Consider the following 21,644-nt stretch of genomic DNA (forward strand, 5'->3'; position numbering starts at 1 on the left):
CTCTTGGCCGGGGCAGCGGCGGCGCAGGACCTGCCGCGTCCGCTGACCGATGATGACTTTATCCCCTTTGATAGGGAACAGGCCGCCATCGGTCATCAACTGTTTTACGACCCGATCCTGTCGGGCAACCAAAACATCGCCTGCGCCCATTGCCACCATCCGGATTTCGGCACCTCGGACGGGTTGTCGCTGGGCATCGGCGAGGGCGGTCAGGGTCTGGGGCCGGAGCGCACACCGGGGGTAGGTGCCAATAAAATCCGCAAACGCATCCCGCGCAATTCGCCGGGTCTGTGGAACCTTGGCGCGCGCGACCTTCATACCCTTTTCCACGATGGCCGCCTGAGTATCTCGGACGTCTACGGCAATGGGTTCAACTCTCCGGCGCAGGAATGGCTGCCCGAGGGGCTGAATTCCCTGCTGGCGGCACAGGCGTTGTTCCCTCTGACATCGCAATTCGAGATGGCCGGAAATGTCGGCGAAAATCAGGTGACCGGCGCCGTTGCTGACCGGATTGATCTGGGCTGGCCCATCCTCGCCAAGCGCGTCCGCACCGATCCGCGCTACGGCCCCGCGATGGTCCAAGCATTCGAAGGGGTTGAGACGACCGAGGATATCACTATCACCCAGATCGCCAACGCTCTGGCCGCGTTCATGGCGATCGAGTGGCGCAGCACCGATAGCCCGTTTGATCGCTACCTTGCGGGCGATGCCAAGGCGCTGACGCCAACCCAGAAAGACGGCATGAACCTGTTCTACGGCAAGGCCAACTGCGCCGCGTGCCATTCCGGCCCGCTGATGTCGGATCAGAAGTTCCACGCTCTGGCCCTGCCCCCGTTCGGTCCGGGCCGCACCCGGCAATGGGACCCTTATGTGCGCGACGTGGGTCGCATGGGCGAAAGCAACCGGCTAAAGGACGCCTATCGCTTCCGCACCCCGATGCTGCGCAACGTGGCTCTGACCGCGCCTTATGGCCATAACGGGGCCTTCCCCGATCTGAACGCGATGATCCGCCATCACCTGAACCCAGAACGCAGCCTGTCGCGCTGGACCCGCGACATGGCGGCGCTGCCCAATGTGCCATGGCTGCAAAAGGCGGATTTCGTGGTATGGGACGACCGGTTCGAAATGGAGCGTCATCGGCGCAGGATCGACATTGCGCCGATGGACCTGTCAGATGCTGAAATCGACGCCCTAGTTGCGTTTATGAACGCCCTATCGGGCACCAGCGTTGAATCGCCGCCCTTCGGCGTGCCCGAAGGGTTCGAACCTTAAGAAAAAACCCCGCGCTTGGCGGGGTTTTTAGATTACTCTGCAGCCTCTTCATATTCCGACATGGGCGGGCATGTGCAGACGAGGTTTCGGTCGCCATATGCGTTGTCGACGCGGTTGACCGGCGACCAGTATTTGTCGACACCCATGGAGCCCGGCGGGAAGCAGGCCTGTTCGCGGGTATAAGGGCGGTCCCAGTCGCCGACCAGATCGCGCACCGTGTGGGGGGCGTTTTTCAGCGGGTTGTTTTCCGCATCGATCTTGCCGTCGATGATGTCCTGCGCTTCGGCCCGGATCGAGAGCATGGCGTCACAGAAACGGTCCAGCTCAGCCATAGGTTCAGACTCGGTGGGTTCGACCATCAGGGTACCGGCTACTGGCCAGCTCATCGTCGGAGCATGGAAGCCTGAATCGACCAGACGTTTGGCGACATCATCGACGGTCACATGCGCCTCGGCGTCCAAGGGACGGGTGTCGAGGATGCATTCATGCGCCACACGGCCAGATTCGGAGGTATAGAGGATCGGATAGGCATCCTGCAGACGCGCCGCGATGTAGTTGGCGTTCAGGATCGCCACTTTGGTCGCCTGCGTCAGACCCGCGCCACCCATCAGCAGCACATAAGCCCAGCTGACCGGCAGGATCGACGGCGAGCCAAAGGGCGCTGCCGAGACCGGACCCACGGCGGTACCGTATTCCGGGTGGCCGGGCAGGTATTCCTCAAGATGCGCCTTGACGCCGATCGGGCCCATGCCGGGGCCGCCGCCGCCATGGGGGATGCAGAAGGTCTTGTGCAGGTTCAGGTGGCTGACATCGCCGCCGATGTCTCCGGGGCGCGACAGGCCGACCATGGCGTTCATGTTGGCACCGTCGATATAGACCTGACCGCCGTGATCATGGGTGATCTGGCAGACCTCTTGCACCGTGGTCTCGAACACGCCATGGGTCGAGGGGTAGGTGATCATACAGCCGGCCAGATGATCCGAATGCTTCTCGGCCTTGGCGCGGAAGTCATTCAGGTCGATATTGCCGTTCTCATCCGATTGCACCGGCACCACCTGCCAGCCCACCATCTGCGCCGAGGCCGGGTTGGTCCCGTGCGCCGAAGTTGGGATCAGGCAGACATTGCGGTGCCCTTCGCCACGGGCGAAGTGATAGTTGCGGATGGTCAGCAGGCCCGCATATTCGCCCTGCGCGCCCGAGTTGGGCTGCTGGGAGATCGCGTCATAGCCGGTGATCTGGCAAAGCTTGTCGTTCAGATCGGCAATCATCTCGTGATAGCCCTGCGCCTGATCTTCGGGGCAGAACGGGTGCAGATTGCCGAATTCGGGCCAAGTGACCGGGATCATCTCGATCGTAGCGTTCAGCTTCATGGTGCACGAGCCCAGCGGGATCATCGCCCGGTCCAGCGCCAGATCGCGGTCGGCCAGACGACGCATATAGCGGGTGATCTCAGCCTCGGCCCGGTTCTTGTGAAAGATCTCGTGGGTCAGATATGCGCTTTCGCGCAGCGCGTAATCCGGCAGGCGGTAGGCCACGTTCGAGCTGTCATCCTTGCGGTCGATGCCAAAGGCCCCCCAGACGGCCTCGATGGTCTCGGGCCGGGTCTGTTCGTCGAGGCTGATGCCAACCTTCGTGTCACCCACCTTGCGCAGGTTCACACCACGGGCCACGGCGGCCTCCATGACCGTCTTCTGCAGATGACCAACCTCAACCGTGATGGTGTCGAAGAACACTTCCGGTTCCACGGCAAAGCCCGCCTCTTCCAACCCGGCGGCCATGCGCGAGGTCTTGCGGTGCACCGATTGCGCGATGGCCTTGATGCCGTCGGGGCCGTGGTACACGGCATACATCGAGGCAATCACGGCCAGCAGCGCCTGCGCGGTGCAGACGTTCGAGTTCGCCTTTTCGCGGCGGATATGCTGCTCGCGGGTTTGCAGGGCGAGGCGGTAGGCCTTGTTGCCTCGGCTGTCGATGGAAACACCGATGATCCGGCCCGGCATCGCCCGCTTCAGCTTGTCGGTGGTGGCCATGTAAGCGGCGTGCGGGCCACCATAGCCCATGGGCACGCCAAAGCGCTGGGTCGAGCCGATGGCGATATCCGCGCCCATCTCACCAGGGGATTTCAGCAGCGCCAGCGACAGGATGTCGGCAGCGACAATGGCGATGGCTTTGTGTTCATGCAGCGCCGCAATCTCGGCGGTGAAATCGCGCACGTGACCATGGGTGCCCGGGTATTGGAAGATCGCTCCAAAAACTGCGCCTGCGTCGAGGCTGTCGGGATCACCCACCTGCACGTCGATGCCCAGAGGCTCGGCGCGCGTCTTAATGACCGCGATGGTCTGCGGGTGGCAGTTCTTATCAACAAAGAAGGCCGCGTTGTTGGCCTTGGACCGACCGCCACGCTTGGCCATCGCCATGGCTTCGGCCGCCGCTGTGGCTTCGTCCAGCAAGGACGCGTTGGCCACGTCCAGCCCGGTCAAGTCGCTGACCATGGTCTGGAAGTTCAACAGCGCCTCAAGACGGCCCTGGCTGATTTCGGGTTGGTAAGGCGTATAGGCGGTGTACCAGGCCGGGTTTTCCAAAATGTTGCGCAGGATCGGCGCAGGTGTGGTGGTGCCGTAATAGCCCTGACCGATCAGCGAGGTCAGAACCTTGTTCTTGCTCGCCACCTCTTTCATATGGAACAGAGCGTCACGCTCGGTCATCGCCGGACCCCAGTCCAGCGCCTCCTTTTGTCTGATCGCGGGCGGCACGGTGGCGTCAATGAGTTCGTCCAGCGTCTTGAAGCCGATCACCTTGAGCATATCGCGCATCTCGGTCGGGCTGGGCCCGATATGGCGGCGGTTGGCGAAGTCATAGGCTTCGTAGTCGGTCAGTTTGAAAGCCATCGTTGCGCTCCTCACGGATAGGTCAGACCCGGCGGAGACTGCGGGAGCCTCCGGCGGGGAGTAAGGGCCGTCTTGGAAACTGTCCGGGGGACAGTTTCAGGCCCGAACGGGCGGAGCCCCAAATCAGAAGCCCCGAATGAAGGGTGGATCCCGCGAAGGGGCCCACCGTTTGGGTTTAGCCGATGAACGCCTTGTAGCCGGCCTCGTCCATCAGATCTTCCAGCTGCGACGCGTCGGCGATCTTGATCTTGTAGATCCACGCCTCGCCTTCGGGGTCTTCGTTCAGCGCGCCGGGATTGTCGGCCAGTGTCTCATTGACCTCGATGATCTCTCCATCGACCGGGGCATAGAGCTCCGAGGCCGCCTTGACGGATTCGATCACGCCGATCTCGCCGTCTTTTTCAAACTCGTCGCCCGCTTCCTGCTGCTCGACAAAGACCACATCGCCCAGCTGCTCAGCAGCGTGTTTGGTGATGCCCAGTGTGGCTGTGTCGCCGTCAACAGTCAGCCATTCGTGCTCTTCGGAATAATAGGTTGCCATATGTCTCTCTCCTGACTTCAACGCTTGTAATTCTGGGTTACGAAGGGCAGTGCCACAACCTCAGCCGGTTGCGGCTTGCCCCGGATGATCAGGTCCACCACCTCGCCCGGCGTGCTGTGCGCGGTGGCGACATAGCCCATCGCAACAGGGCCGCCGACGGTGGGGCCGAACCCGCCCGAGGTGATCTGGCCGATTGTCGCGCCATCCGTGTTCTGGATTTCCACGCCTTGCCGCGCAGGCGCGCGCCCCTCGGGCTTGATGCCGACCAGTTTGCGCGCGGGGCCTTCGGCCAGTTCCTTCTGGATGCGCTCGGCCCCCGGAAAGCCACCCTCTTCCTTGCGGCGCTTCTGGATTGCCCAGCCGAGGCTGGCTTCAATCGGAGAGGTGCTCTGGTCGATGTCATTGCCATAGAGGCACAGGCCCGCCTCCAGCCGCAGGCTGTCGCGCGCGCCGAGGCCTGCGGGTTCGCAATCGTCATGCGCCAGGAAGGCCTTGGTGATCTCGATGGCTTTGTCTTCGGGGATGGAAATCTCATAACCATCCTCGCCCGTGTAGCCCAGCCGCGAGATGCGGCATTCCACGCCGTTGATATCCGACACCGTGGTTTCCATGAATTTCAGGTCCCGCGCAGCCGGGCACAGATCGCCCACAACGTCTTCGGCCTTGGGGCCCTGCACCGCCACCAGCGCACGGTCGAAAATCTCGGTCACTTCGACGCCGTCCAGATTGGCCTGCATGTGCGGAATGTCCTGATGGCGCAGCGCCGCGTTGACCACCACGAAGTAATGATCGCCTGCGTTCGACACGATCAGGTCATCCATTATGCCGCCTTCGGCATTGGTGAAGAAACCGTAGCGCGCCTTGCCCTCTTTCAGGGTCGCATAGGCCTGCGGGCACAGCGCTTCTAGCTTCTCGCCCACATTCTCACCCTGCAGGATCACCTGACCCATATGGCTGACGTCAAACACCGCCGCCTTCTCGCGGCACTGCTTGTGTTCACCCATGATCCCCAAAGGATACTGAACGGGCATCTCCCACCCAGCAAAATCAACCATCTTACCACCCAACTCAACATGCAAGTCGTACAAGGGCGTGCGTCTAACGTCGGTCATGGCGGATACCTTCCTTTGTATCTAATGGTCGGAACGCATACCCGTCAGTCTGACCCAAGCCGCTTAGATTGCAACGATTCAGCCTAAATTTTCGGCATTTCACTGTCGCCACGGCAGGCCTGCATACGGGTGTATGCATCAGCAATGTTCCTATAGGAAACTTTTTTCCGTTAGGCAACACTCCTTAATTCGCAGCAGGTCGAGCGCACCAAACCGCCCGAGTCCCACCACGCAAGCCTCGCTTATCCCAAGGCAATCTGTTGGGAAATTTGTATTTTCGCTGTGTCTTATTGCGTGGATCAGCCCAGCGACGACACGGCATGATTCAGCGCATGGAGGCCGGTGATCAGGTCCTCTTCGGCCGTATCCTCGGCGAAATTGTGACTGATTCCGTTGATCGAGGGGACAAACAGCATCGCCACCGGCATCAGGCGCGAGACGTTGGTGGCATCATGCAGCGCGCCTGAAGGCATCGTGCGCCACTTGCCGGGTGCAACCGCCTGCGCGCCGGTTTCCAGCGCGGCGCGCAGGGCGGGATCCATGCTGACGGGCTCCAGCCCCAGCATCTGGCCGAAACTGAGCGTCAGGCCCATGCCGTCTGCGACCTCCTGCGCGGTGTCGCGGATGATCTGCTCCATCCGCCGCAGACGGTCGCCTTCACCATCCCGCCACTGCATCGAAAACCGGACGCGGCCCGGCACAATGGACGAGGCGTTGGGATGCAGGTCCACATGTCCGACGGTCCATACGGTCTGGGGCGTCACGACGTTCTGGAACCGGGTATTGATCTGAGCGTTGAACAGCGACAGGGCCTGAAACGCATCGCGGCGCAGATGCATCGGCGTGGTTCCGGCGTGGTTCTGCTGGCCTTCAAAGCTAATCACCATATCCCGGATGCCGACGATATCGGTCACAACGCCAATCACGTCGCCTTCGGTATCCAGGGCCGGGCCCTGTTCGATATGCATCTCGATGAAGCCGGTGAATTGACCGGAATCGACGAAATCCTGCCTCAAATCCCGCATCGAGGCGCGCGCCGCCGCCAGCGTCATACCCGCATAATCGGTCAGCGTATCAGCCTTGGACAAGGGCAGCCCGCCCGACCAGATCGCCGAGCCCGTGGTAACACCGAACCGGCCTTCTTCGTCCTCAAAGCTGACGACCGATATGGGCCGGTCGCTGGCGCGCGCCACTTCCAGCGCTGCGATCACGCCCAACGCGCCATCCAGCCAGCCGCCCTCGGGCTGACTGTCGGAATGCGAGCCCATCAGCAGGGACCGCCCTTGCGCCAGACCGAACAGGTTGCCAACCGGGTCGAAATGGGGCTGCAGCCCGGCCTCCTTCATCCGTCCGGCCAGCCAGCGGCGCGCGGCGATATCTGCCTCGGAATAGGCCGGGCGTACCACGCCCTTGCCCACGCCAGACGCCCCGAAGCTGCGCAGCTTGTGCAGATCGGCCAAAAACCGTTTCTCATCAATCGCCATCGCTTACCCTCTGTTTGCCGGATGTGCAGACCATAGCCGCGACGCGTAGCTGCGCAAGCGCCTTGCGGTGAATATTGACGCGACCGGGCAAACCCCTCTGGCCCCGGCCCGAAACCTGCCCTAAGACTTCGGCCCAAGAGGAACGCCATGTCACACATCACACTGGTCCGTCACGGACAGGCCAACACCGCCGCGCGGGACGAAAACGACTATGACAAGCTCAGCGCGCTGGGGCATCAACAGGCGCGCTGGCTGGGGGCGCATCTGCGCGATACCCAGCGCCACTACGCGCGCGTCTATTGCGGCACCCTGCAGCGGCATATCGAAACCGCCGCCAGCATGGGCCTGCCCGATCCGATACAGGACGCAAGACTGAACGAGATCGAGTATTTCAACCTCGCCAAACTGTTCGAAGATCAGCATGGCGAGGTCGTGCCCACCGACCGCGAGGGCTTTGTCGAACATCTGCCCAAAACCTTTGCCGCCTGGTCGCGGGGCGAGATCGAAAACACGCCGGAAACCTTCGCTGAATTCGAAACCCGCGTGTCCGACGCCCTGCGCGACATCGGCACCGAGGGCGGGCCTGCGATCATCGTCACCTCGGGCGGCCTGATCTCGATGGTGGTGCGGCAGGCCATGGGGCTGGACATCCCGTCGATGGCGCGGGTGGCGCTTGCCATCATGAACACGTCGATGCATCGTCTGCACCCGATTGGCCCGCAGCTAAGCCCGGTTCTGTTCAACGCGGTGCCCCATCTGGAGGCACCCGACCGGCAGTTCGCCCAAACCCACTTGTAAGGAGGCCTTGATGCAGCTGTATTACGCCCCCCGCACGATCTCGGTCGCCGTGGCGATTGCACTGGAAGAGGCCGGGCTGGACTATGAGGCCATCAAGCTGGACTTTGCCGGCGGTGAACAGACCCGGCCCGCCTATAGGCAGATCAACCCCAAGGGCCGGGTTCCGGCACTGGTGGTGGACGGGGGCATCCTGACCGAAACCGGAGCGTTGCTGGATTACATCGCAACACTTGCCCCGCAGGCCGGGCTGGTGCCCGATGATCCGGTGATGGCGGCACGGATGCGCGAGGTGATGTATTACCTCGCCTCGACCATGCATGTGAACCACGCCCACAAGATGCGCGGAGCCCGCTGGGCGGACAAGGAAGCCAGTTGCCAGGACATGGCCGGAAAAGTGACCGAGACGATGACCGCCTGCTGCAGCTATATCGTATCCAACGGTCTGCGCGGACCATTTGTACTGGGTGAGGCGTTCTCGCTGGCCGATGCTTACCTGTACGTCGTCTGCAGTTGGCTGGAAGGCGACGGCGTCGATGTCTCTGCCTTCCCCAAGATCATCGCCTTCCGCGACGCGATGGAGGCGCGGGCTTCGGTTCAGGCGGTGCGTGCCGCCGGAATGCTCTGACGTAAAGGAAAACACATGACACATCTCTGGGTCCGGGCCGAGCAGCGCCAGAACGAGGAACGGGTCGGGCTGACCCCCGAAGGGGCCGCCGCGCTGATCGCGGCAGGTCTGCGGGTGACGGTCGAAGAAAGCCATGTCCGCGCCATTCCGATTGACGGCTACCGGGACGCAGGTTGTGAGATCGCGGCCGAGAACAGCTGGCCCGAGGCCCCGCTGGACGCGATCATCTTCGGCCTCAAGGAACTGCCCGAGGATGGCACGCCCCTGCCCCATCGCCACATCATGTTCGGCCATGCGTTCAAAGGCCAACATTCTGGCCGCGCGCTGCTGCAACGGTTCAAGGCCGGGGGCGGCACACTCTATGATCTGGAATATCTGGTGGACGAAGAGGGCCGCCGGGTCGCCGCCTTTGGCTATTGGGCCGGGTATGCGGGGGCTGCGGTGACGCTCAAGACATGGGCCGCGCAGCAGCGGGGCGCGCAATGTCCTCCGGTTGGCGTCTACCCCAGTCAGGACGCGCTGAATGCCGAACTTCGGGCCGAGCTTGACGCCACCGGCGCAGACCGCCCGACCGCCATCGTCATCGGAGCCTTGGGTCGCGTCGGCACGGGGGCCGCCGATCTGTGTCAGGCGATGGGCGTTGACGTCACCAAATGGGACATGGCCGAAACCGCCAGCGGCGGGCCGTTTCCCGAAATCCTGACCCACAATCTGTTCCTGAACTGCATCTTCGCCCGCCCCGGCACGCCCGTCTTTGTCCCGCGCGAGGCTTTGACCGCCCCGCGCACCCTGACCGCCATCGGCGACGTGGCCTGCGACCCAGATAGCGATTACAACCCGGTGCCCGTCTATGACCGCGCAACCACATGGGATGCGCCCGCCCTGCGTGTCGCGACTGATCCGGTGATGGATGTCATGGCCATCGACAACCTGCCTTCGATGCTGCCGGTGGAAAGTTCGGAAGACTATGCCGCGCAACTGCTGCCGTCCTTGCTGACCCTGACCGATCCGGACAGCGGCGTCTGGGGCCGGGCAGAGGCAACCTATAACGCCCATATGAGAGGGATCTGAGCGATGACCATTCACTGGTGCGGCACCGGCCTGTCCGCCATCCCCGGCCTGCGCCGCCTGATCGAGGGCGGGCATGATGTCACCGTCTGGAACCGGACCATCGACAAGGCCCGCGCCGAGGTCGGAGACCTGACCGACGACATCCACGCCTTCGACATCGACGCTCTGGGCGCGGCGCTGGCAAAGGGCGACGACATCGTCTCGATGCTGCCCGGCGACTGGCATGTGCCTTTGGCGGAACTGGCGATCTCGAAACAGGCCAATTTCGTATCATCATCCTACATCGCCCCCGAAATGCGCGCGCTGGACGCTGCCGCGCGCGCGGCTGGCGTGGCGCTGGTCAACGAGGTCGGGCTGGACCCCGGCATCGACCACCTGATGGCCCATGCTCTGGTCGCCGACTACCGCGCGTCAGACGCGTTCGACGCGCAAAACCACCTAAGCTTCATCTCGTATTGCGGCGGCATCCCCAAGAACCCCAACCCGTTCCGCTACAAGTTCAGCTGGTCTCCGCTGGGCGTGCTCAAGGCGCTGCGCTCACCGTCGAAATCCATCCGCGACTACGCCCCGCTGGACGTCGCCCGCCCGTGGGACGCGATAACCAGCTACACAGCACCGCTGCCCAAGCCGGAAAGCTTCGAGGTCTATCCCAACCGCGACTCGCTGCCCTTCATGTCCGAATACCAGTTCGAGGATCACTGGACCGTCAAGGAATTCGTCCGCGGCACCCTGCGCCTGAACGGGTGGGCTGACGCATGGTCGGACGTGTTTACCGAAATCGAAACGCTGTCCGGCCCCGAAGGCGATGCCCGCCTGAAAGAAATGTCAGATCAGTTCTGGGCAGAAAACGCCTATGACGAGGGCGAGCCCGACCGCGTGGTCCTGTGCGTGGGCCTGAAAGCCGAGCGCGACGGCATCCCGGTCTGGCACAAAACCTATGTCATGGATGCCTGGGGCGACGCGCGCGGCACTGCCATGGCGCGTCTGGTGTCGGTGCCGGTATCACTGGCGGTTGAGGCCGTCCTGAACCGCGGCATCCCCGCAGGCGTCCACGCCGCCCCCAGCGATCCGAAACTGGTGCAGGAGTGGATGGGCGAGATCGGAAAACTGGCGCAGCATTTGCAGGTGGTGGATCATATGGTCTGATCATTGGGCGTCCCTGTAAACGGGGCGCCGCTACTGGTTCAACGCGGCATGTGCCAGATCGCGGAGGTTTCCACGGACCTGTGGGCTGAACAAGTTTTCGTTCGAGAATCTAAGTTCCTCCTCATCCACCATGCCGTCAGGGAAAACGAACTTCCCTCCATTAACGCATTCGAAGACGCGATCTTCCACAATGAATTGCGCCGAGTATTCGGATGGGAAGCCTGCGGAAACAATGCCCGCGGTCCCCACGTAGCCCGCTTGGAACAGAACCTGGGCTCGCAGTCCGCCTTTCTGAAAGAAATCATGCAACGTCGCAAAGCCCGAGTCGGATAGAACTCTCTCTACGAATTTAGGGAAAAGCTCAGCCCACTGCGTGATCGCGTTTTCGCAGCTTAGCTCCGGATAGCCACCGCGCCTTTCCGGGAACAGAGGCAGACAGTCTGAGCCGGCACCTGTGCACGCCTCAAAGAACTTCTGAAACGTTTCCTGATGGGTCAAATCCGTTAGCAAAGCCGTCTTGTAACCTTCTGCAGCCAATGCATGCTGATCCAGATCCAACAGCAACTGGCCAAGTTTTCTCAAACGCGGAACCCGATTTTCACCCTCTGCTGAACGGTATTTTTCTACAAGACCTGTAAGGAAAACCTCCGCCTCATTGCGTCGATCAAGTTTCTGCAATAGGCGGAAGCGCTGTTTGACTGCATAATTCGACAACGGGCACAGCTGATAGGCGTTCTCTATCGCGTCAAGCGCCGCCTGAAACTCATTGAGATCGTCCAGAACACCACTTTTCCACTGCCACACACGGCAATCGTTTGGATTGGCGAGTGCGGCGTGTTCGAAATCAGCCAGCGCCGTCGCGAAATCCTTGAGCTTCACATGCGCCCGCCCGCGGAACCGGTGGATCGCCGACAGGTCCTCTGAACTGTGGCCAGAGACCGTCAAAAGTTCCGTACAGTCGCGGATGGCGGCTTCGGGATCGGCCTCGGGTCGACCACAACCGGGGATCAATTCGGCAATCTCCGCTTTTCGCTGCTGCTGGTGATACAAAAGACCAGCCGCGGCCAAAATCAAAGCCGCCGCCAGCAGCCTTACAATACGCGCTTGTTTCAATGTCTGCCCAATTTGCTCAATTCAACCTTTGGGCACATTACGTCTCATGGATTCGCGCGCACCTCAAGGCGATCAACCGAGAAAAAAGCCATCCCAGATTTGCTGGAATGGCTTTCATTGCTCTGCCTTGGGCATCTTCGCCTCATCCTTGGTTTCCCATTGCGGGGTTTCAGGAATATCGCTGGATCGTATCCTCGATATCGCTGCGGTTTATGCCCAGTTCGGCCAGTTGGGTGTCGCTCAGGCCGTCCAGATACTGGGCGGCGCGGACAATGTCCGAGCTGATGGCGCGGATGCGCATCGCGCGGTCGAACAGCAGCAGGGCGCTGGCGGTCGGGGCGGGCGCGTTGGCGGGTGGGATCACGTCAAACATGTCAGGAACCTCACGTTGAATGTTGGGTCAGGTCGCGTTGGGCGCCCGGTCACTGCTGGTAGGGTTTGTCGTGATAGACGCTGTCATAGGCGCGCTGTTTGATCTCGTCCCGCGCCACACCGATATCCATCAGTTGCTGGTCGCTGAGCTGCTCCAGATCCCGCACGGTTTTGGAATAAATCCGGCGACGAAAATGCTCGACCTTGGTGTCGGCATATCTGGCGAACAGACCGTCAAAAAGACCGGTACGGGCTTCTGCTGTGTGTGTATAGGCCATGTCTTTCTCCTCCGAAACTTGGTTGCGCTGTCGTTCTGACATTCAATAAAGGAACCCCGCCTTAACGAGACCAAAGCGGCTCATTAAGGTTTCTTAAGGTTCCAGTTCCGGAGAAAGCGCGGGCTGACCTTGCCGCTTCGGCAGGGTCAGAGATTTGCAGATGTCCTTTGGGCCTTGGCCCTTACATCAGATCGTTTTCAACATCCTCGGCCGAAATCCCAAGCGCATCCAGACCGTTTTCCAGATGGTCCGACAGATGCGGCGTGCCGATCAGATAGTCGGCACAGGGGGTCGAGGCCTCGGACTTGGCGGTGGCGATGGCCTCGGCCAGATCTTCCGCGAAAAAGCTTTCGCGCCCGATCCACATGATGGCAACCAGTTCGGCCTGCTGATCCTCGCCCATACGGTCGATGAAAGCACGCAGTTCGCCCTCGGCCCGGTTCAGTTCGCGGCCCATCATGGCAACCTGGGCGACTTTTCTTGCCGAAATTTCCAACATGTTTCAGCTCCTCGTATTCGCGGTTCTGAGGTTATCTGAACCATCCTCAGGCGACAGAGTCTTTGATCTTACGCAAACCGGCGCAGGCAATGTGCGCACCCGCGATACGGGGTGGTCCGGCACTGGGGCCTTGCGGAACGGGCGGAAGGTGGCTTTTTTGACCCACAGTTTCAGCGCTTGCCAGACGATCAGCGCGAACGTCCGGCGGGCCCCGAACGGGCGGCGCAGCAGCGACCACAGGATCACGCGGTTGGTCAAAGGCTGGCGTGGCCCGGTCAGCGTGGCGATCAGGCCGCCCTTGTCGCGGCCATAGTCGATCCAGACGCCGACTCGGTCAGGGCGGAAATCGAAGCGAAACGTGTACTCGCCCTCGATCTTCTGGAACGGAGAGACATGCATCAGCTTGTCGGCCACCACCCGGTCCGAGGGTCCGATGGCTGCAAAACCGGGTTTGTGGCACAGATAGCTGTGGCGGGTGCCGTAGGTGTTGGTGACCTCGGCCACCACGGTGTAAAGCTGATCGCTGTCATCGAAACAGAACCAGAAACTGACCGGGTTAAACACATGGCCCAGCACGCGCGGTTGGGTCAGCAGCAGAATGCGGGCGGGCTGGGTGACGCCCATTTCGTCAAACCGCGCGCGCAGCCACGAAGCCCCACTGCCCTGACCGGGCTCGCCGCCGTGATCGCGGGTGCGCCAGTTGGTGATGTTCGCCCGGTCGATGGAAAACAGCGCGGGCGTTGCCGGGTCAGCCTCGGGGTCCAGCAGGATATAGTCGACCGAATAGCGAAACGCGTTCTGAATAGCGCCTTTGCGCCCGTGATAGGTGTGACCCGCAACATGGTCGATATGCTTCATTCCGCCGAACTTCCCGCTGCGCCGTAAACTGTTCAAACGGCGATCTTTTCCGCAAACCATTCTACACAATGATACGAAAATTAGCGCGGATTGGATTTATTTGTCCCGACAAAGTGATCCGGCTTGGGTCGGCCCGCGTAAAGTGGTTATGTTTACCGAGATCGACTCCGTGACCTTGGACGAACCTGCGGCTGAACGGGCCGCCCCTCAGCCTTGGCGCGCACAGAAACGCATCAAGGGAAAGCCGGTGAACGGAACGAAACACAGTTGCGGCACCAGAACCGAGTGGGTGGACCATGTCAGGCGCATCCGGGACGCGCAGGATCAGGCGGCCTTTGCCGAGCTGTTCCAGCACTTCGCGCCGCGTATCAAGGCGTTCCTGATCAAATCGGGATCAGACGCCACGATGGCCGAAGAATGCGCGCAAGAGGTGATGGCGACCTTATGGCACAAGGCCCATCTGTTCGATCCGGCACGGGCAACGGTGGCCACATGGGTGTTCACCATCGCTCGGAACAAGCGCATCGACGTCCTGCGCAAGCAACGCCGCCCCGAGCCCGAAGAATTGGGCTGGGGCCCCGAGGCAGAGCCGGAACAGGACGACGTGATCGCGCTGCAACAGGAAACCGCGCAGCTGCGCAGTGCCATTCTGGCCCTGCCCGAGGCGCAGAGAGAACTGATCGACAAGGCGTATTTCGGCGACCTGAGTCACCGGGAAATCGCGTCTGAAACCGGGCTGCCGCTGGGGACGATCAAATCACGAATACGGCTGGCGCTGGACCGCTTGCGCCATGCGATGAACTGAGATGATGGAAATGAGCGAGACGATCAAACATCACCTGACGGACGACCTGCTGATGGCCTATGCTGCGGGCAGCCTGCCCGAGGCGTTCGACCTGATGGTCGCCACCCACCTGTCGCTGTGCGACCACTGCCGCGCAAGGGCTGAAAGCTTTGACGCCGTGGGTGGCCACGTACTGGAAGAACAGGCCGATACCGTCGATATGAGCGACACGTCTTTGGCGGCCACGATGGCCCTGATCGCGCAGGGCGCACCGACCCCCAAACCCGCGCGCCCGGGCTGCACCGTCTTGCCGACCCCGCTGCAGGATTATGTGGGCGGAACCGTCGAGGATATCCGCTGGAAACCCATCGGCATGGGCGTGAAACAGGCGATCCTGCCGACCTCGAAAGAGGCGACGGCGCGGTTGCTTTTGATTCCCGCCGGCGTCGCTGTCCCTGATCACAGCCACAACGGCACGGAATTGACGATGGTTCTGCAGGGCGCGTTCTCGGATGAGGTCGATCACTTCGCCCGCGGCGATGTCGAGATTGCCGATGAAGACCTGCATCACACCCCCACGGCGGATATGTCGGGCGATTGCATCTGTCTGGCCGTCACCGACGCGCCGCTGAAATTCAACAAACTGATGCCGCGCCTGTTCCAGCCTTTTCTGCGAATCTGACGGGCTCGCACGCTTTGTGATATGCTGATGCGTGTTTAGAAACGGAGGGCATTGCGATGATCAAAGCTCTGTCACTTTCACTGGTCCTGACCGGATTTGCGTCTGGCGCCTCTGCACAGATGATGGCGGAGGTGAAGTTCGCGCCGGGAAATTTCGGAACGATGGTCAGCGGAACAATCACCGGTGACGAGTATTTCGACTACAGGCTCGGGGCCGGTGCCGGGCAAGAGATGTTCGCCGAGCTTCAGGTCAGCGACACCAACGGCAATGGTGTGATCTATTTCAACATCCTTCCACCCGGCAGCGATGGCGAAGCGATCTATATCGGCTCGATCAACGGCAACACCGCCCGCATCGACCTGCCCGAGGACGGGGACTACACCATCCGCGTTTACCTGATGGGCAATGACCGCGATACCGGCAAGACGGTAGGCTACAACCTGGATCTGTCGATTCAGTAGTCTTAAAGTGTTTTACGTTTTGCCTGAGGCCGTTCTATCGAAATGCGCATTCGACCGAAGGGAGCGGCAGCGTATTTCGATTAAAATCAAACGCCAAGCGCTCTAACCCTCGGATTTCCCTAGCGGCACCACGTTGTCGTGATCTTCCGGGGCCAATTCCTCGAAATCGAAATTATCCAGCCGCTGCGCCCGACGCCCGGCCTTTTCGGCGCTGATCTTGATTTCCGAGATATCCTTGGCCGCCTGCCCGAAATGCCGGTCCAGGTTGGACACGCGATCACCCAACCGGTCCACATCCTTGTGCAGCATCCCCAATTCCTTGCGGATCGCGCCCGCCTGTTCCCGCATCCGCGCGTCCTTCAGGATCGCGCGCATCGTGTTCAACGTCGCCATGCAGGTCGTAGGCGACACGATCCAGACCCGTGCCGCAAACCCTTCGCGCACGACATCCGGTAAGCGCGCGTGCAACTCGGCATAAATCGCCTCGGACGGGACGAACATCAGCGCGCCATCGGCGGTTTCGCCATCAAGGATGTATTTCTCGGATATCGCCTTGATATGCACTTTCACCGCTGCCCCAAAGGCGCGTAGGCATTTGTCGACCTCTTCGCGGGTTTGGGCCGCGGCCAGCGCCTCAAAATCCTCCAGCGGGAATTTGGCGTCGATGACGATGGGCCCGGGCGGGTTGGGCAGGTGGATCAGGCAATCGGCGCGCTTACCGTTCGACAAGGTCGCCTGCAGCGAATAGCTGTCGGCAGGCAGCGCTTTGGACACGATATCGTTCAGCTGAATCTCACCAAACATGCCGCGCCGCTGCTTGTTCGACAGGATATCCTGCAGCGATAACACATCGCCCGACAGTTTGGTGATGTTGTCCTGCGCCTTGTCGATCGCGGCCAGACGCTCTTGCAATTGCGTCAGCGAGGTCGCGGTCTGTTTTGACGAACCGTGCAGGGTTTCCTTCATCCTCTCCTGCATCTCAGCCAAAGCGCGCGCCGATTTCATCGCGTTGTCCGCCAGCCGGTCGTTCATCTGTTGCTGGACCGAGGACAGGCGGGATTCCACCGTCTGGATCACCTGCACCTGCGCATTGGCCTGCGTGTCCGAAACGTGTTGCAACCCGCCCCGCAACTGCTCCTGACCCTGCCCCAACTGCTGCACATGCTGACCCAGATGGGCCATCTGCCGGGCAAGCGGCTCTGCCATCCGGGCCGAACGATTGGCCGCACGCAAGGATAGAAACAGCAGCAGCAGGATCAGCGCCACCACCCCGCCCGCAATCACGATCACCGGGTCGTTCAATGCGATTTCAGTGCCTGCAATCTGAATCATGGAAACCTTTATGTTCTCGTTTTGTTTCTATCTTCTTAATGCCAGCCCGAAACCAAATCAACTGCGCCCGAATAGACGTTCGATATCGGCCAGCTTGAGCTCCACATAGGTCGGCCGCCCATGGTTGCACTGACCGGAATGGGGCGTCGCCTCCATCTCGCGCAGCAGGGCGTTCATTTCTTCGGCCCGCATCCGTCGGCCCGACCGGACCGAGCCATGGCAGGCCACGCGGGACAGGATCGCCTCGATCCGCGCCTGAACGGTCTGGCTTTCGCCCTGATCCGCCAGCTCGTCGAGGATATCGAGGATCATCGCACGGGCATCAACCTCGCCCAGAATGGCCGGGGTTTCGCGCACGGCGATGGCTCCGCCGCCGAAAGGTTCCAGCGTCAGACCGAGGCGCGACAGATCGTCGGCAACGGCCATCAGACGGGCACAATCGCCCTCGGACAGCTCGACGATTTCCGGGATCAACAGCGCCTGCGCCGCGACGCCATTCTCGGCCATCTGGGTTTTCAGCTTTTCATAGACCAACCGCTCATGCGCAGCGTGCTGGTCAACGATGACCATGCCATCAGCGGTCTGGGCGATGATGTAATTCTCATGCACCTGCCCGCGCGCCGCGCCCAAGGGCAGATCGTCCGCCGGAGGCTCGGCGACGGGTACGGGGTCTGGCGCGGGTTCGACAATGCGGCCACTGTAATCCTGCGACAGTTCGGCAAAGCCCGGGGACTGCGCCCGGTATGCCGCCTGCCGTGCGGCGGGTGAGGGCCGGTCCATCTGATAGACCCGGGCGGGTGCTGGCCGCGCCGGTTCAGGCCGCATCGCTCCCAAGGTCGCATTGGCAACGGTTGAAGATGCCCGGTGCCCGGCCTCGGCCAGCGCATGCCGCAGGGCCGATACGATCAGGCCCCGAGCAATGCCGGAATCGCGGAACCGGACCTCGGATTTCGCGGGATGGACGTTCACATCCACCAGCGTCGGGTCGCAGTCGATAAACAACGCCGCCGCTGGATGGCGGTCGCGGCTGAGGAAATCGAAATAGGCCGCCCGCAGCGCGCCGGTCAGCATCTTGTCTCGCACCGGGCGGCCGTTGACGAACAGGTATTGCGCCACCGCAGCGCCCCGCGAATAGGTCGGCAGGGCGGCGTAGCCATACAGCCGGATGCCGTCGCGGGTGGCGTCGATGCGCAGGGCGTTCTCGGCGAACTCGCGCCCGATCACGCGGGCCAGACGGGCATGCAGGGCATCGAACAGATCGCCGTTCTCGCGGTCGGCGCGGAAGGTCACGCGGCCCTCACCCCCGCCCGACACATCGCGCAGGGTGAAGGTGATCGCGGGTTCGGCCATCGCCAGCCGCTTGACCGTGTCCGAGATCGCCTGCGCCTCGGCCCGGTCGGTGCGCATGAATTTCAGCCGTGCGGGTGTGGCGTAGAACAGGTCGCGTAGCTCAACCACTGTGCCGGAGCGCAAAGCGGCGGGTTTCACCGCCTCCATCTGCCCGCCTGCGACGCGGACCTGCGCGGCCTCGCCCTCGGGCACCCGGCTGGTGATGGTCAGCCGCCCGACTGCACCGAGCGAGGGCAGCGCCTCACCCCGGAAGCCGAAGGTGTGGATGTTGAGCAAATCCGAGCCGTCGATCTTGGAGGTCGCATGGCGCGACAGGGCCAGCGGCAGATCATCGGCGGCGATTCCACAGCCATCGTCGGTCACGCGAATAAGGGTCTTGCCGCCATCGGCGATGTCGATGGCAATGCGCGTGGCCCCTGCATCTATGGCATTCTCGACCAGTTCCTTGACCGCCGAGGCGGGGCGTTCGACCACCTCACCCGCCGCAATCCGGTTGATCGCAGCGTCGTCGAGTTGCCGGATCACCGGTCGATTGTCGCTGATATTGGGGTTTGTCTGCGCCATACCGCTAGACCTAGCACAGTCGCGCACGATTCTGCCACTGCTTTGACTGGGCTGAATTGCGGTTGAGGGGGCGTCCGAACAGTCGTGGCAGGTCGCTACTATCAGTTCCCGCAGAATCACGACTGTCCGGACAAGCCGAAGTGAGTGGTGGTATTTCAGCTGTTAACGAATAATCATGTAGCACGGGTTCATATTAAAATCCCGTTAAGAAATCCGGCTATTCGATCTGAGCAGAGTTTGGCCGATGCCGCCGCAGAGCGCTTGGCGGGAACATGCTGCATCACGCAGACGTGTTTGCGCCCACCCGCGTCCGGCAGGGGCCAAACACCGCCGCCAGCGCAAGGATCAGCCCCGACATCGTGGCAATCATTCCGGCGGCGCTGACCGCATCCGCCCCGCCCAGCCACAACGGCCCGTAGCCCGCCAGCACATAGCCCGACACGGCGGAGGTGGTGGCAAAGACCACGCTCCAGGCAACCTGAGTCTCCAGGCGGTTGGTCATCATCCGCGCGGCGGCGGGTGGGCAGATGAACATGGCGATCACGATGATCGACCCCACCGCGTCAAAAGCAGCCACCGCAGCGATCGCCGCGGTGAGGATCAGCGCCAGACCCAGCGGGCCGGTGCGAATGCCGATGGTGCGGGCAAAGCCTTCGTCGAAGGTCGAGATTTTCAGTGGTCTCCAGAACAGCCAGATGAACAGGATCACGCCCACCAGCGTCAGCGCGATACGTGGCAATTCGGGCGGCAGACCTGCCAGCGCCTGCAGGTCCAGAAGCGAGGGCCAGCCGGTCGCATCCAGCCAAATCAGGCTTTCCAGATTGCCGTACAGCGCATGTTCCACGTCCAGATGCACGGTCGAGGTATCGGTTTGCTCCAGCAGCAGCACGCCGCCTGCGAACATGGTGGTGAACACGACCCCCATCGCAGCCCCCGGCTCGATCTGACCCAGCCGCCGGATTGCCTCGATCAGCACCACGGCGACCACGGCAGCGCCCGCCGCGCCCAGCATCATGGGCCAAGTCGAGATCGCTCCGGTCAGCAGAAAGGCCACCACGATGCCCGGCAGCACCACATGGCTGATCGCGTCACCGATCAGGGCCTGTTTGCGCAGCACCAGAAAGTTGCCCGGCAGCGCGCAGGCGATCGCCGCGAAGGTGCCGATCAGCAGCGGCGTCAGCGACAGGGGGACGAATTCTTCACCGCTCATGCCAGAACCCCTTGCGGGCCGCCGATGCGGCGGTCGATTTCGGCAATCTGGTCGCGGGTCAGTACGGTCTCGATATCGCGCAGCCCGTCATAGAGCGCGGCGGTCGCCTCGTGCGCCTGATCGGCGCGTACGATGTCCCAGCGTTTCTCATCCCGCAGGGCCTTGGCGGCGCGGGCCTTGCCTGCCTCGGTCGCCACGCCATCGGCGCGGGCCAGCCCGGCGCGGCGCAACAGGCGGATGGTGAGCGGCTCATAGATCGTCTGACCCTGTGCCAGTGCCAGAAGCCCCTGCCGGATATGCACCCGGCGCTGAAACCGCAGGTGGCGCAGCACGGCGGCCAGCACGCCGCGCACCGGGGCCAGCAGCAGCGACAGCGCAAAGAAGCCAAAGCTGACCAGCACGATGATCGGCCCCGTGGGCAGGTTCGGGGCCGAGGCCGACAGCGCGGCCCCCAGATACCCGGCCAGACCGCCCGCCAGACCGGCCAGCAGCACCACCCGGTCCGAGCGTTCGGTCCAGAAGCGCGCAGTCACGGGCGGGATGATCAGCAGCGCGACGATCAGGATCAGGCCAACGATCTTGAGGCCCACAACCGTCACCGCCATGACCAGCCCCATCATCGCCAGGTCGATCCGGTGCACCGGCAGCCCCCGGGCGGCAGCATATTCGGGGTCGAACGCCACCAGCGTCATCGGGCGGCGCAGGATCATCACCAGCGCCAGCGTCGCGGCCCCTCCGATGGCGATGACCAGCGCATCGGCCCACAGCATCCCGGCGGTCGAGCCCAGCAGGAACCCTTCGAGCCCCGCCTGACGGCCCACGCCCATGGTCTGAATAATCGTCAGCAAAACGATGCCAAAGCCGAAGAACACCGACAGGACCGCTCCGATCGCGGCATCTTCGGCCAGACGTGTGCGGCGGGTCAGCCAGTTCAGGCACAGCAACCCGACCCATGCGGACAGCGCAGACCCCGCCAGCAGGCCCGGCAGGTTGCGCCCGTCTCCGCCCAACGCGACCAGCGCCATGAAGGCCAGACAGACCCCCGGCAGGGTCGCGTGGCTGATCGCGTCGCTGACCAGCGCGCGTTTGCGCAGAAACAGGAACGTGCCGGTCACCCCGGCAGAGACGCCCAGCAGGCCCGCACCGATGGCGACCAGCGTGGCGTTATAGCCAAGCTGCAGGGTCAGCGCGTCCCACAGCATGA

Annotated in this window: 21 protein-coding genes; 8 read left to right on the forward strand and 13 right to left on the reverse strand. The window is 62.3% G+C overall.

Annotated features, from left to right (window positions below; genetic code table 11):
- Nucleotides 1-3: 3 nt before the first annotated feature.
- Entirely contained in the window at nucleotides 4-1,272 is a 1,269-nt protein-coding gene (locus ACR0JN_RS08735; RefSeq protein ID WP_480885186.1) for a cytochrome-c peroxidase, read from the forward strand.
- A gap of 32 nt (nucleotides 1,273-1,304) precedes the next feature.
- On the opposite strand, the gene gcvP is transcribed toward ACR0JN_RS08735, so the two are convergent.
- The 4 genes from gcvP to ACR0JN_RS08755 all read right to left on the reverse strand — a co-directional run bounded on the left by gcvP (nucleotide 1,305) and on the right by ACR0JN_RS08755 (nucleotide 7,297).
- Nucleotides 1,305-4,160: an aminomethyl-transferring glycine dehydrogenase gene (gene gcvP / locus ACR0JN_RS08740; RefSeq protein WP_480885187.1), complete on the reverse strand. Its 2,856-nt coding sequence runs from the start codon at nucleotides 4,158-4,160 to the stop codon at nucleotides 1,305-1,307.
- A gap of 175 nt (nucleotides 4,161-4,335) precedes the next feature.
- Complete coding sequence (gcvH, locus tag ACR0JN_RS08745) at nucleotides 4,336-4,701, reverse strand: glycine cleavage system protein GcvH (RefSeq protein ID WP_480815747.1); 366 nt, start codon at nucleotides 4,699-4,701, stop codon at nucleotides 4,336-4,338.
- A 17-nt stretch (nucleotides 4,702-4,718) separates the two neighbouring features.
- Nucleotides 4,719-5,813 carry a glycine cleavage system aminomethyltransferase GcvT gene (gcvT, locus tag ACR0JN_RS08750; protein WP_480885188.1) on the reverse strand — a complete coding sequence of 365 codons (1,095 nt, stop codon included), beginning with the start codon at nucleotides 5,811-5,813 and terminating at the stop codon, nucleotides 4,719-4,721.
- A gap of 299 nt (nucleotides 5,814-6,112) precedes the next feature.
- Nucleotides 6,113-7,297 carry a Zn-dependent hydrolase gene (locus tag ACR0JN_RS08755; protein ID WP_480885189.1) on the reverse strand — a complete coding sequence of 395 codons (1,185 nt, stop codon included), beginning with the start codon at nucleotides 7,295-7,297 and terminating at the stop codon, nucleotides 6,113-6,115.
- A 147-nt stretch (nucleotides 7,298-7,444) separates the two neighbouring features.
- Between ACR0JN_RS08755 and ACR0JN_RS08760 the strand changes: the two genes are divergently transcribed.
- The 4 genes from ACR0JN_RS08760 to ACR0JN_RS08775 are packed head-to-tail and all read left to right on the forward strand — an operon-like array spanning nucleotide 7,445 to nucleotide 10,937.
- Nucleotides 7,445-8,095: a histidine phosphatase family protein gene (locus ACR0JN_RS08760; protein ID WP_480885190.1), complete on the forward strand. Its 651-nt coding sequence runs from the start codon at nucleotides 7,445-7,447 to the stop codon at nucleotides 8,093-8,095.
- A 10-nt stretch (nucleotides 8,096-8,105) separates the two neighbouring features.
- Nucleotides 8,106-8,720 (forward strand): glutathione S-transferase family protein, encoded by a 615-nt coding sequence (locus ACR0JN_RS08765; RefSeq protein ID WP_480885191.1) that lies wholly within the window; start codon nucleotides 8,106-8,108, stop codon nucleotides 8,718-8,720.
- A 15-nt stretch (nucleotides 8,721-8,735) separates the two neighbouring features.
- Nucleotides 8,736-9,791 (forward strand): saccharopine dehydrogenase, encoded by a 1,056-nt coding sequence (locus ACR0JN_RS08770; RefSeq protein WP_480885192.1) that lies wholly within the window; start codon nucleotides 8,736-8,738, stop codon nucleotides 9,789-9,791.
- Nucleotides 9,792-9,794: 3 nt separating this feature from the next.
- Nucleotides 9,795-10,937 carry a saccharopine dehydrogenase C-terminal domain-containing protein gene (locus tag ACR0JN_RS08775; RefSeq protein WP_480885193.1) on the forward strand — a complete coding sequence of 381 codons (1,143 nt, stop codon included), beginning with the start codon at nucleotides 9,795-9,797 and terminating at the stop codon, nucleotides 10,935-10,937.
- 30 nt (nucleotides 10,938-10,967) lie between these two features.
- Here ACR0JN_RS08775 and ACR0JN_RS08780 read toward each other — a convergent pair whose 3' ends face one another.
- The 5 genes from ACR0JN_RS08780 to ACR0JN_RS08800 form a co-directional block, all read right to left on the reverse strand.
- Entirely contained in the window at nucleotides 10,968-12,050 is a 1,083-nt protein-coding gene (locus ACR0JN_RS08780) for a tetratricopeptide repeat protein (RefSeq protein WP_480885194.1), read from the reverse strand.
- A gap of 169 nt (nucleotides 12,051-12,219) precedes the next feature.
- Nucleotides 12,220-12,423, reverse strand: coding sequence for a hypothetical protein (locus ACR0JN_RS08785; RefSeq protein WP_480815739.1), 204 nt, complete (start codon nucleotides 12,421-12,423; stop codon nucleotides 12,220-12,222).
- Between the two features lie 49 nt (nucleotides 12,424-12,472).
- On the reverse strand, nucleotides 12,473-12,700 hold the full coding sequence (locus ACR0JN_RS08790; protein ID WP_480815738.1) for a DUF1127 domain-containing protein: 228 nt from the start codon (nucleotides 12,698-12,700) through the stop codon (nucleotides 12,473-12,475).
- 181 nt (nucleotides 12,701-12,881) lie between these two features.
- Nucleotides 12,882-13,199 (reverse strand): DUF3775 domain-containing protein, encoded by a 318-nt coding sequence (locus ACR0JN_RS08795; protein WP_480815737.1) that lies wholly within the window; start codon nucleotides 13,197-13,199, stop codon nucleotides 12,882-12,884.
- A 3-nt stretch (nucleotides 13,200-13,202) separates the two neighbouring features.
- On the reverse strand, nucleotides 13,203-14,057 hold the full coding sequence (locus ACR0JN_RS08800; RefSeq protein WP_480885195.1) for a DUF1365 domain-containing protein: 855 nt from the start codon (nucleotides 14,055-14,057) through the stop codon (nucleotides 13,203-13,205).
- A 148-nt stretch (nucleotides 14,058-14,205) separates the two neighbouring features.
- On the opposite strand from ACR0JN_RS08800, the gene ACR0JN_RS08805 reads away from it, so the two are divergent.
- From ACR0JN_RS08805 to ACR0JN_RS08815, 3 genes are read left to right on the forward strand one after another with little or no spacing between them, the layout of a single operon-like run.
- A complete protein-coding gene (locus tag ACR0JN_RS08805) occupies nucleotides 14,206-14,862 on the forward strand; it encodes a sigma-70 family RNA polymerase sigma factor (protein WP_480885491.1) in 657 nt (218 codons plus the stop codon).
- A 10-nt stretch (nucleotides 14,863-14,872) separates the two neighbouring features.
- Nucleotides 14,873-15,523, forward strand: coding sequence for a ChrR family anti-sigma-E factor (locus tag ACR0JN_RS08810; protein WP_480815735.1), 651 nt, complete (start codon nucleotides 14,873-14,875; stop codon nucleotides 15,521-15,523).
- Nucleotides 15,524-15,579: 56 nt separating this feature from the next.
- Nucleotides 15,580-15,984, forward strand: a complete 405-nt coding sequence (locus ACR0JN_RS08815) for a hypothetical protein (RefSeq protein WP_480885196.1) — start codon at nucleotides 15,580-15,582, stop codon at nucleotides 15,982-15,984.
- A gap of 102 nt (nucleotides 15,985-16,086) precedes the next feature.
- On the opposite strand, the gene ACR0JN_RS08820 is transcribed toward ACR0JN_RS08815, so the two are convergent.
- The 4 genes from ACR0JN_RS08820 to ACR0JN_RS08835 all read right to left on the reverse strand — a co-directional run bounded on the left by ACR0JN_RS08820 (nucleotide 16,087) and on the right by ACR0JN_RS08835 (nucleotide 21,642).
- Entirely contained in the window at nucleotides 16,087-17,316 is a 1,230-nt protein-coding gene (locus ACR0JN_RS08820; RefSeq protein ID WP_480885197.1) for a DNA recombination protein RmuC, read from the reverse strand.
- A 57-nt stretch (nucleotides 17,317-17,373) separates the two neighbouring features.
- Nucleotides 17,374-19,230 carry a DNA mismatch repair endonuclease MutL gene (gene mutL / locus ACR0JN_RS08825; protein WP_480885198.1) on the reverse strand — a complete coding sequence of 619 codons (1,857 nt, stop codon included), beginning with the start codon at nucleotides 19,228-19,230 and terminating at the stop codon, nucleotides 17,374-17,376.
- Between the two features lie 280 nt (nucleotides 19,231-19,510).
- Nucleotides 19,511-20,440: a metal ABC transporter permease gene (locus ACR0JN_RS08830; protein WP_480885199.1), complete on the reverse strand. Its 930-nt coding sequence runs from the start codon at nucleotides 20,438-20,440 to the stop codon at nucleotides 19,511-19,513.
- Nucleotides 20,437-21,642, reverse strand: a complete 1,206-nt coding sequence (locus ACR0JN_RS08835) for a metal ABC transporter permease (RefSeq protein WP_480885200.1) — start codon at nucleotides 21,640-21,642, stop codon at nucleotides 20,437-20,439. The genes ACR0JN_RS08830 and ACR0JN_RS08835 overlap by 4 nt, the downstream gene beginning before the upstream one ends.
- Nucleotides 21,643-21,644 lie beyond the last annotated feature (2 nt).

Source organism: Ruegeria sp. G12, from assembly GCF_056533565.1.

Bases quoted from the DNA above. Each gene is read 5' to 3' on its own strand.
- gcvP (WP_480885187.1), bottom strand. From the start codon at position 4,160: ATGGCTTTCAAACTGACCGACTACGAAGCCTATGACTTCGCCAACCGC.
- gcvH (WP_480815747.1), bottom strand. From the start codon at position 4,701: ATGGCAACCTATTATTCCGAAGAGCACGAATGGCTGACTGTTGACGGC.
- gcvT (WP_480885188.1), bottom strand. From the start codon at position 5,813: ATGACCGACGTTAGACGCACGCCCTTGTACGACTTGCATGTTGAGTTG.
- ACR0JN_RS08755 (WP_480885189.1), bottom strand. From the start codon at position 7,297: ATGGCGATTGATGAGAAACGGTTTTTGGCCGATCTGCACAAGCTGCGC.
- ACR0JN_RS08760 (WP_480885190.1), top strand. From the start codon at position 7,445: ATGTCACACATCACACTGGTCCGTCACGGACAGGCCAACACCGCCGCG.
- ACR0JN_RS08765 (WP_480885191.1), top strand. From the start codon at position 8,106: ATGCAGCTGTATTACGCCCCCCGCACGATCTCGGTCGCCGTGGCGATT.
- ACR0JN_RS08770 (WP_480885192.1), top strand. From the start codon at position 8,736: ATGACACATCTCTGGGTCCGGGCCGAGCAGCGCCAGAACGAGGAACGG.
- ACR0JN_RS08775 (WP_480885193.1), top strand. From the start codon at position 9,795: ATGACCATTCACTGGTGCGGCACCGGCCTGTCCGCCATCCCCGGCCTG.
- ACR0JN_RS08785 (WP_480815739.1), bottom strand. From the start codon at position 12,423: ATGTTTGACGTGATCCCACCCGCCAACGCGCCCGCCCCGACCGCCAGC.
- ACR0JN_RS08790 (WP_480815738.1), bottom strand. From the start codon at position 12,700: ATGGCCTATACACACACAGCAGAAGCCCGTACCGGTCTTTTTGACGGT.
- ACR0JN_RS08795 (WP_480815737.1), bottom strand. From the start codon at position 13,199: ATGTTGGAAATTTCGGCAAGAAAAGTCGCCCAGGTTGCCATGATGGGC.
- ACR0JN_RS08800 (WP_480885195.1), bottom strand. From the start codon at position 14,057: ATGAAGCATATCGACCATGTTGCGGGTCACACCTATCACGGGCGCAAA.
- ACR0JN_RS08805 (WP_480885491.1), top strand. From the start codon at position 14,206: ATGTTTACCGAGATCGACTCCGTGACCTTGGACGAACCTGCGGCTGAA.
- ACR0JN_RS08810 (WP_480815735.1), top strand. From the start codon at position 14,873: ATGAGCGAGACGATCAAACATCACCTGACGGACGACCTGCTGATGGCC.
- ACR0JN_RS08815 (WP_480885196.1), top strand. From the start codon at position 15,580: ATGATCAAAGCTCTGTCACTTTCACTGGTCCTGACCGGATTTGCGTCT.
- ACR0JN_RS08820 (WP_480885197.1), bottom strand. From the start codon at position 17,316: ATGATTCAGATTGCAGGCACTGAAATCGCATTGAACGACCCGGTGATC.
- mutL (WP_480885198.1), bottom strand. From the start codon at position 19,230: ATGGCGCAGACAAACCCCAATATCAGCGACAATCGACCGGTGATCCGG.
- ACR0JN_RS08830 (WP_480885199.1), bottom strand. From the start codon at position 20,440: ATGAGCGGTGAAGAATTCGTCCCCCTGTCGCTGACGCCGCTGCTGATC.
- ACR0JN_RS08835 (WP_480885200.1), bottom strand. From the start codon at position 21,642: ATGCTGTGGGACGCGCTGACCCTGCAGCTTGGCTATAACGCCACGCTG.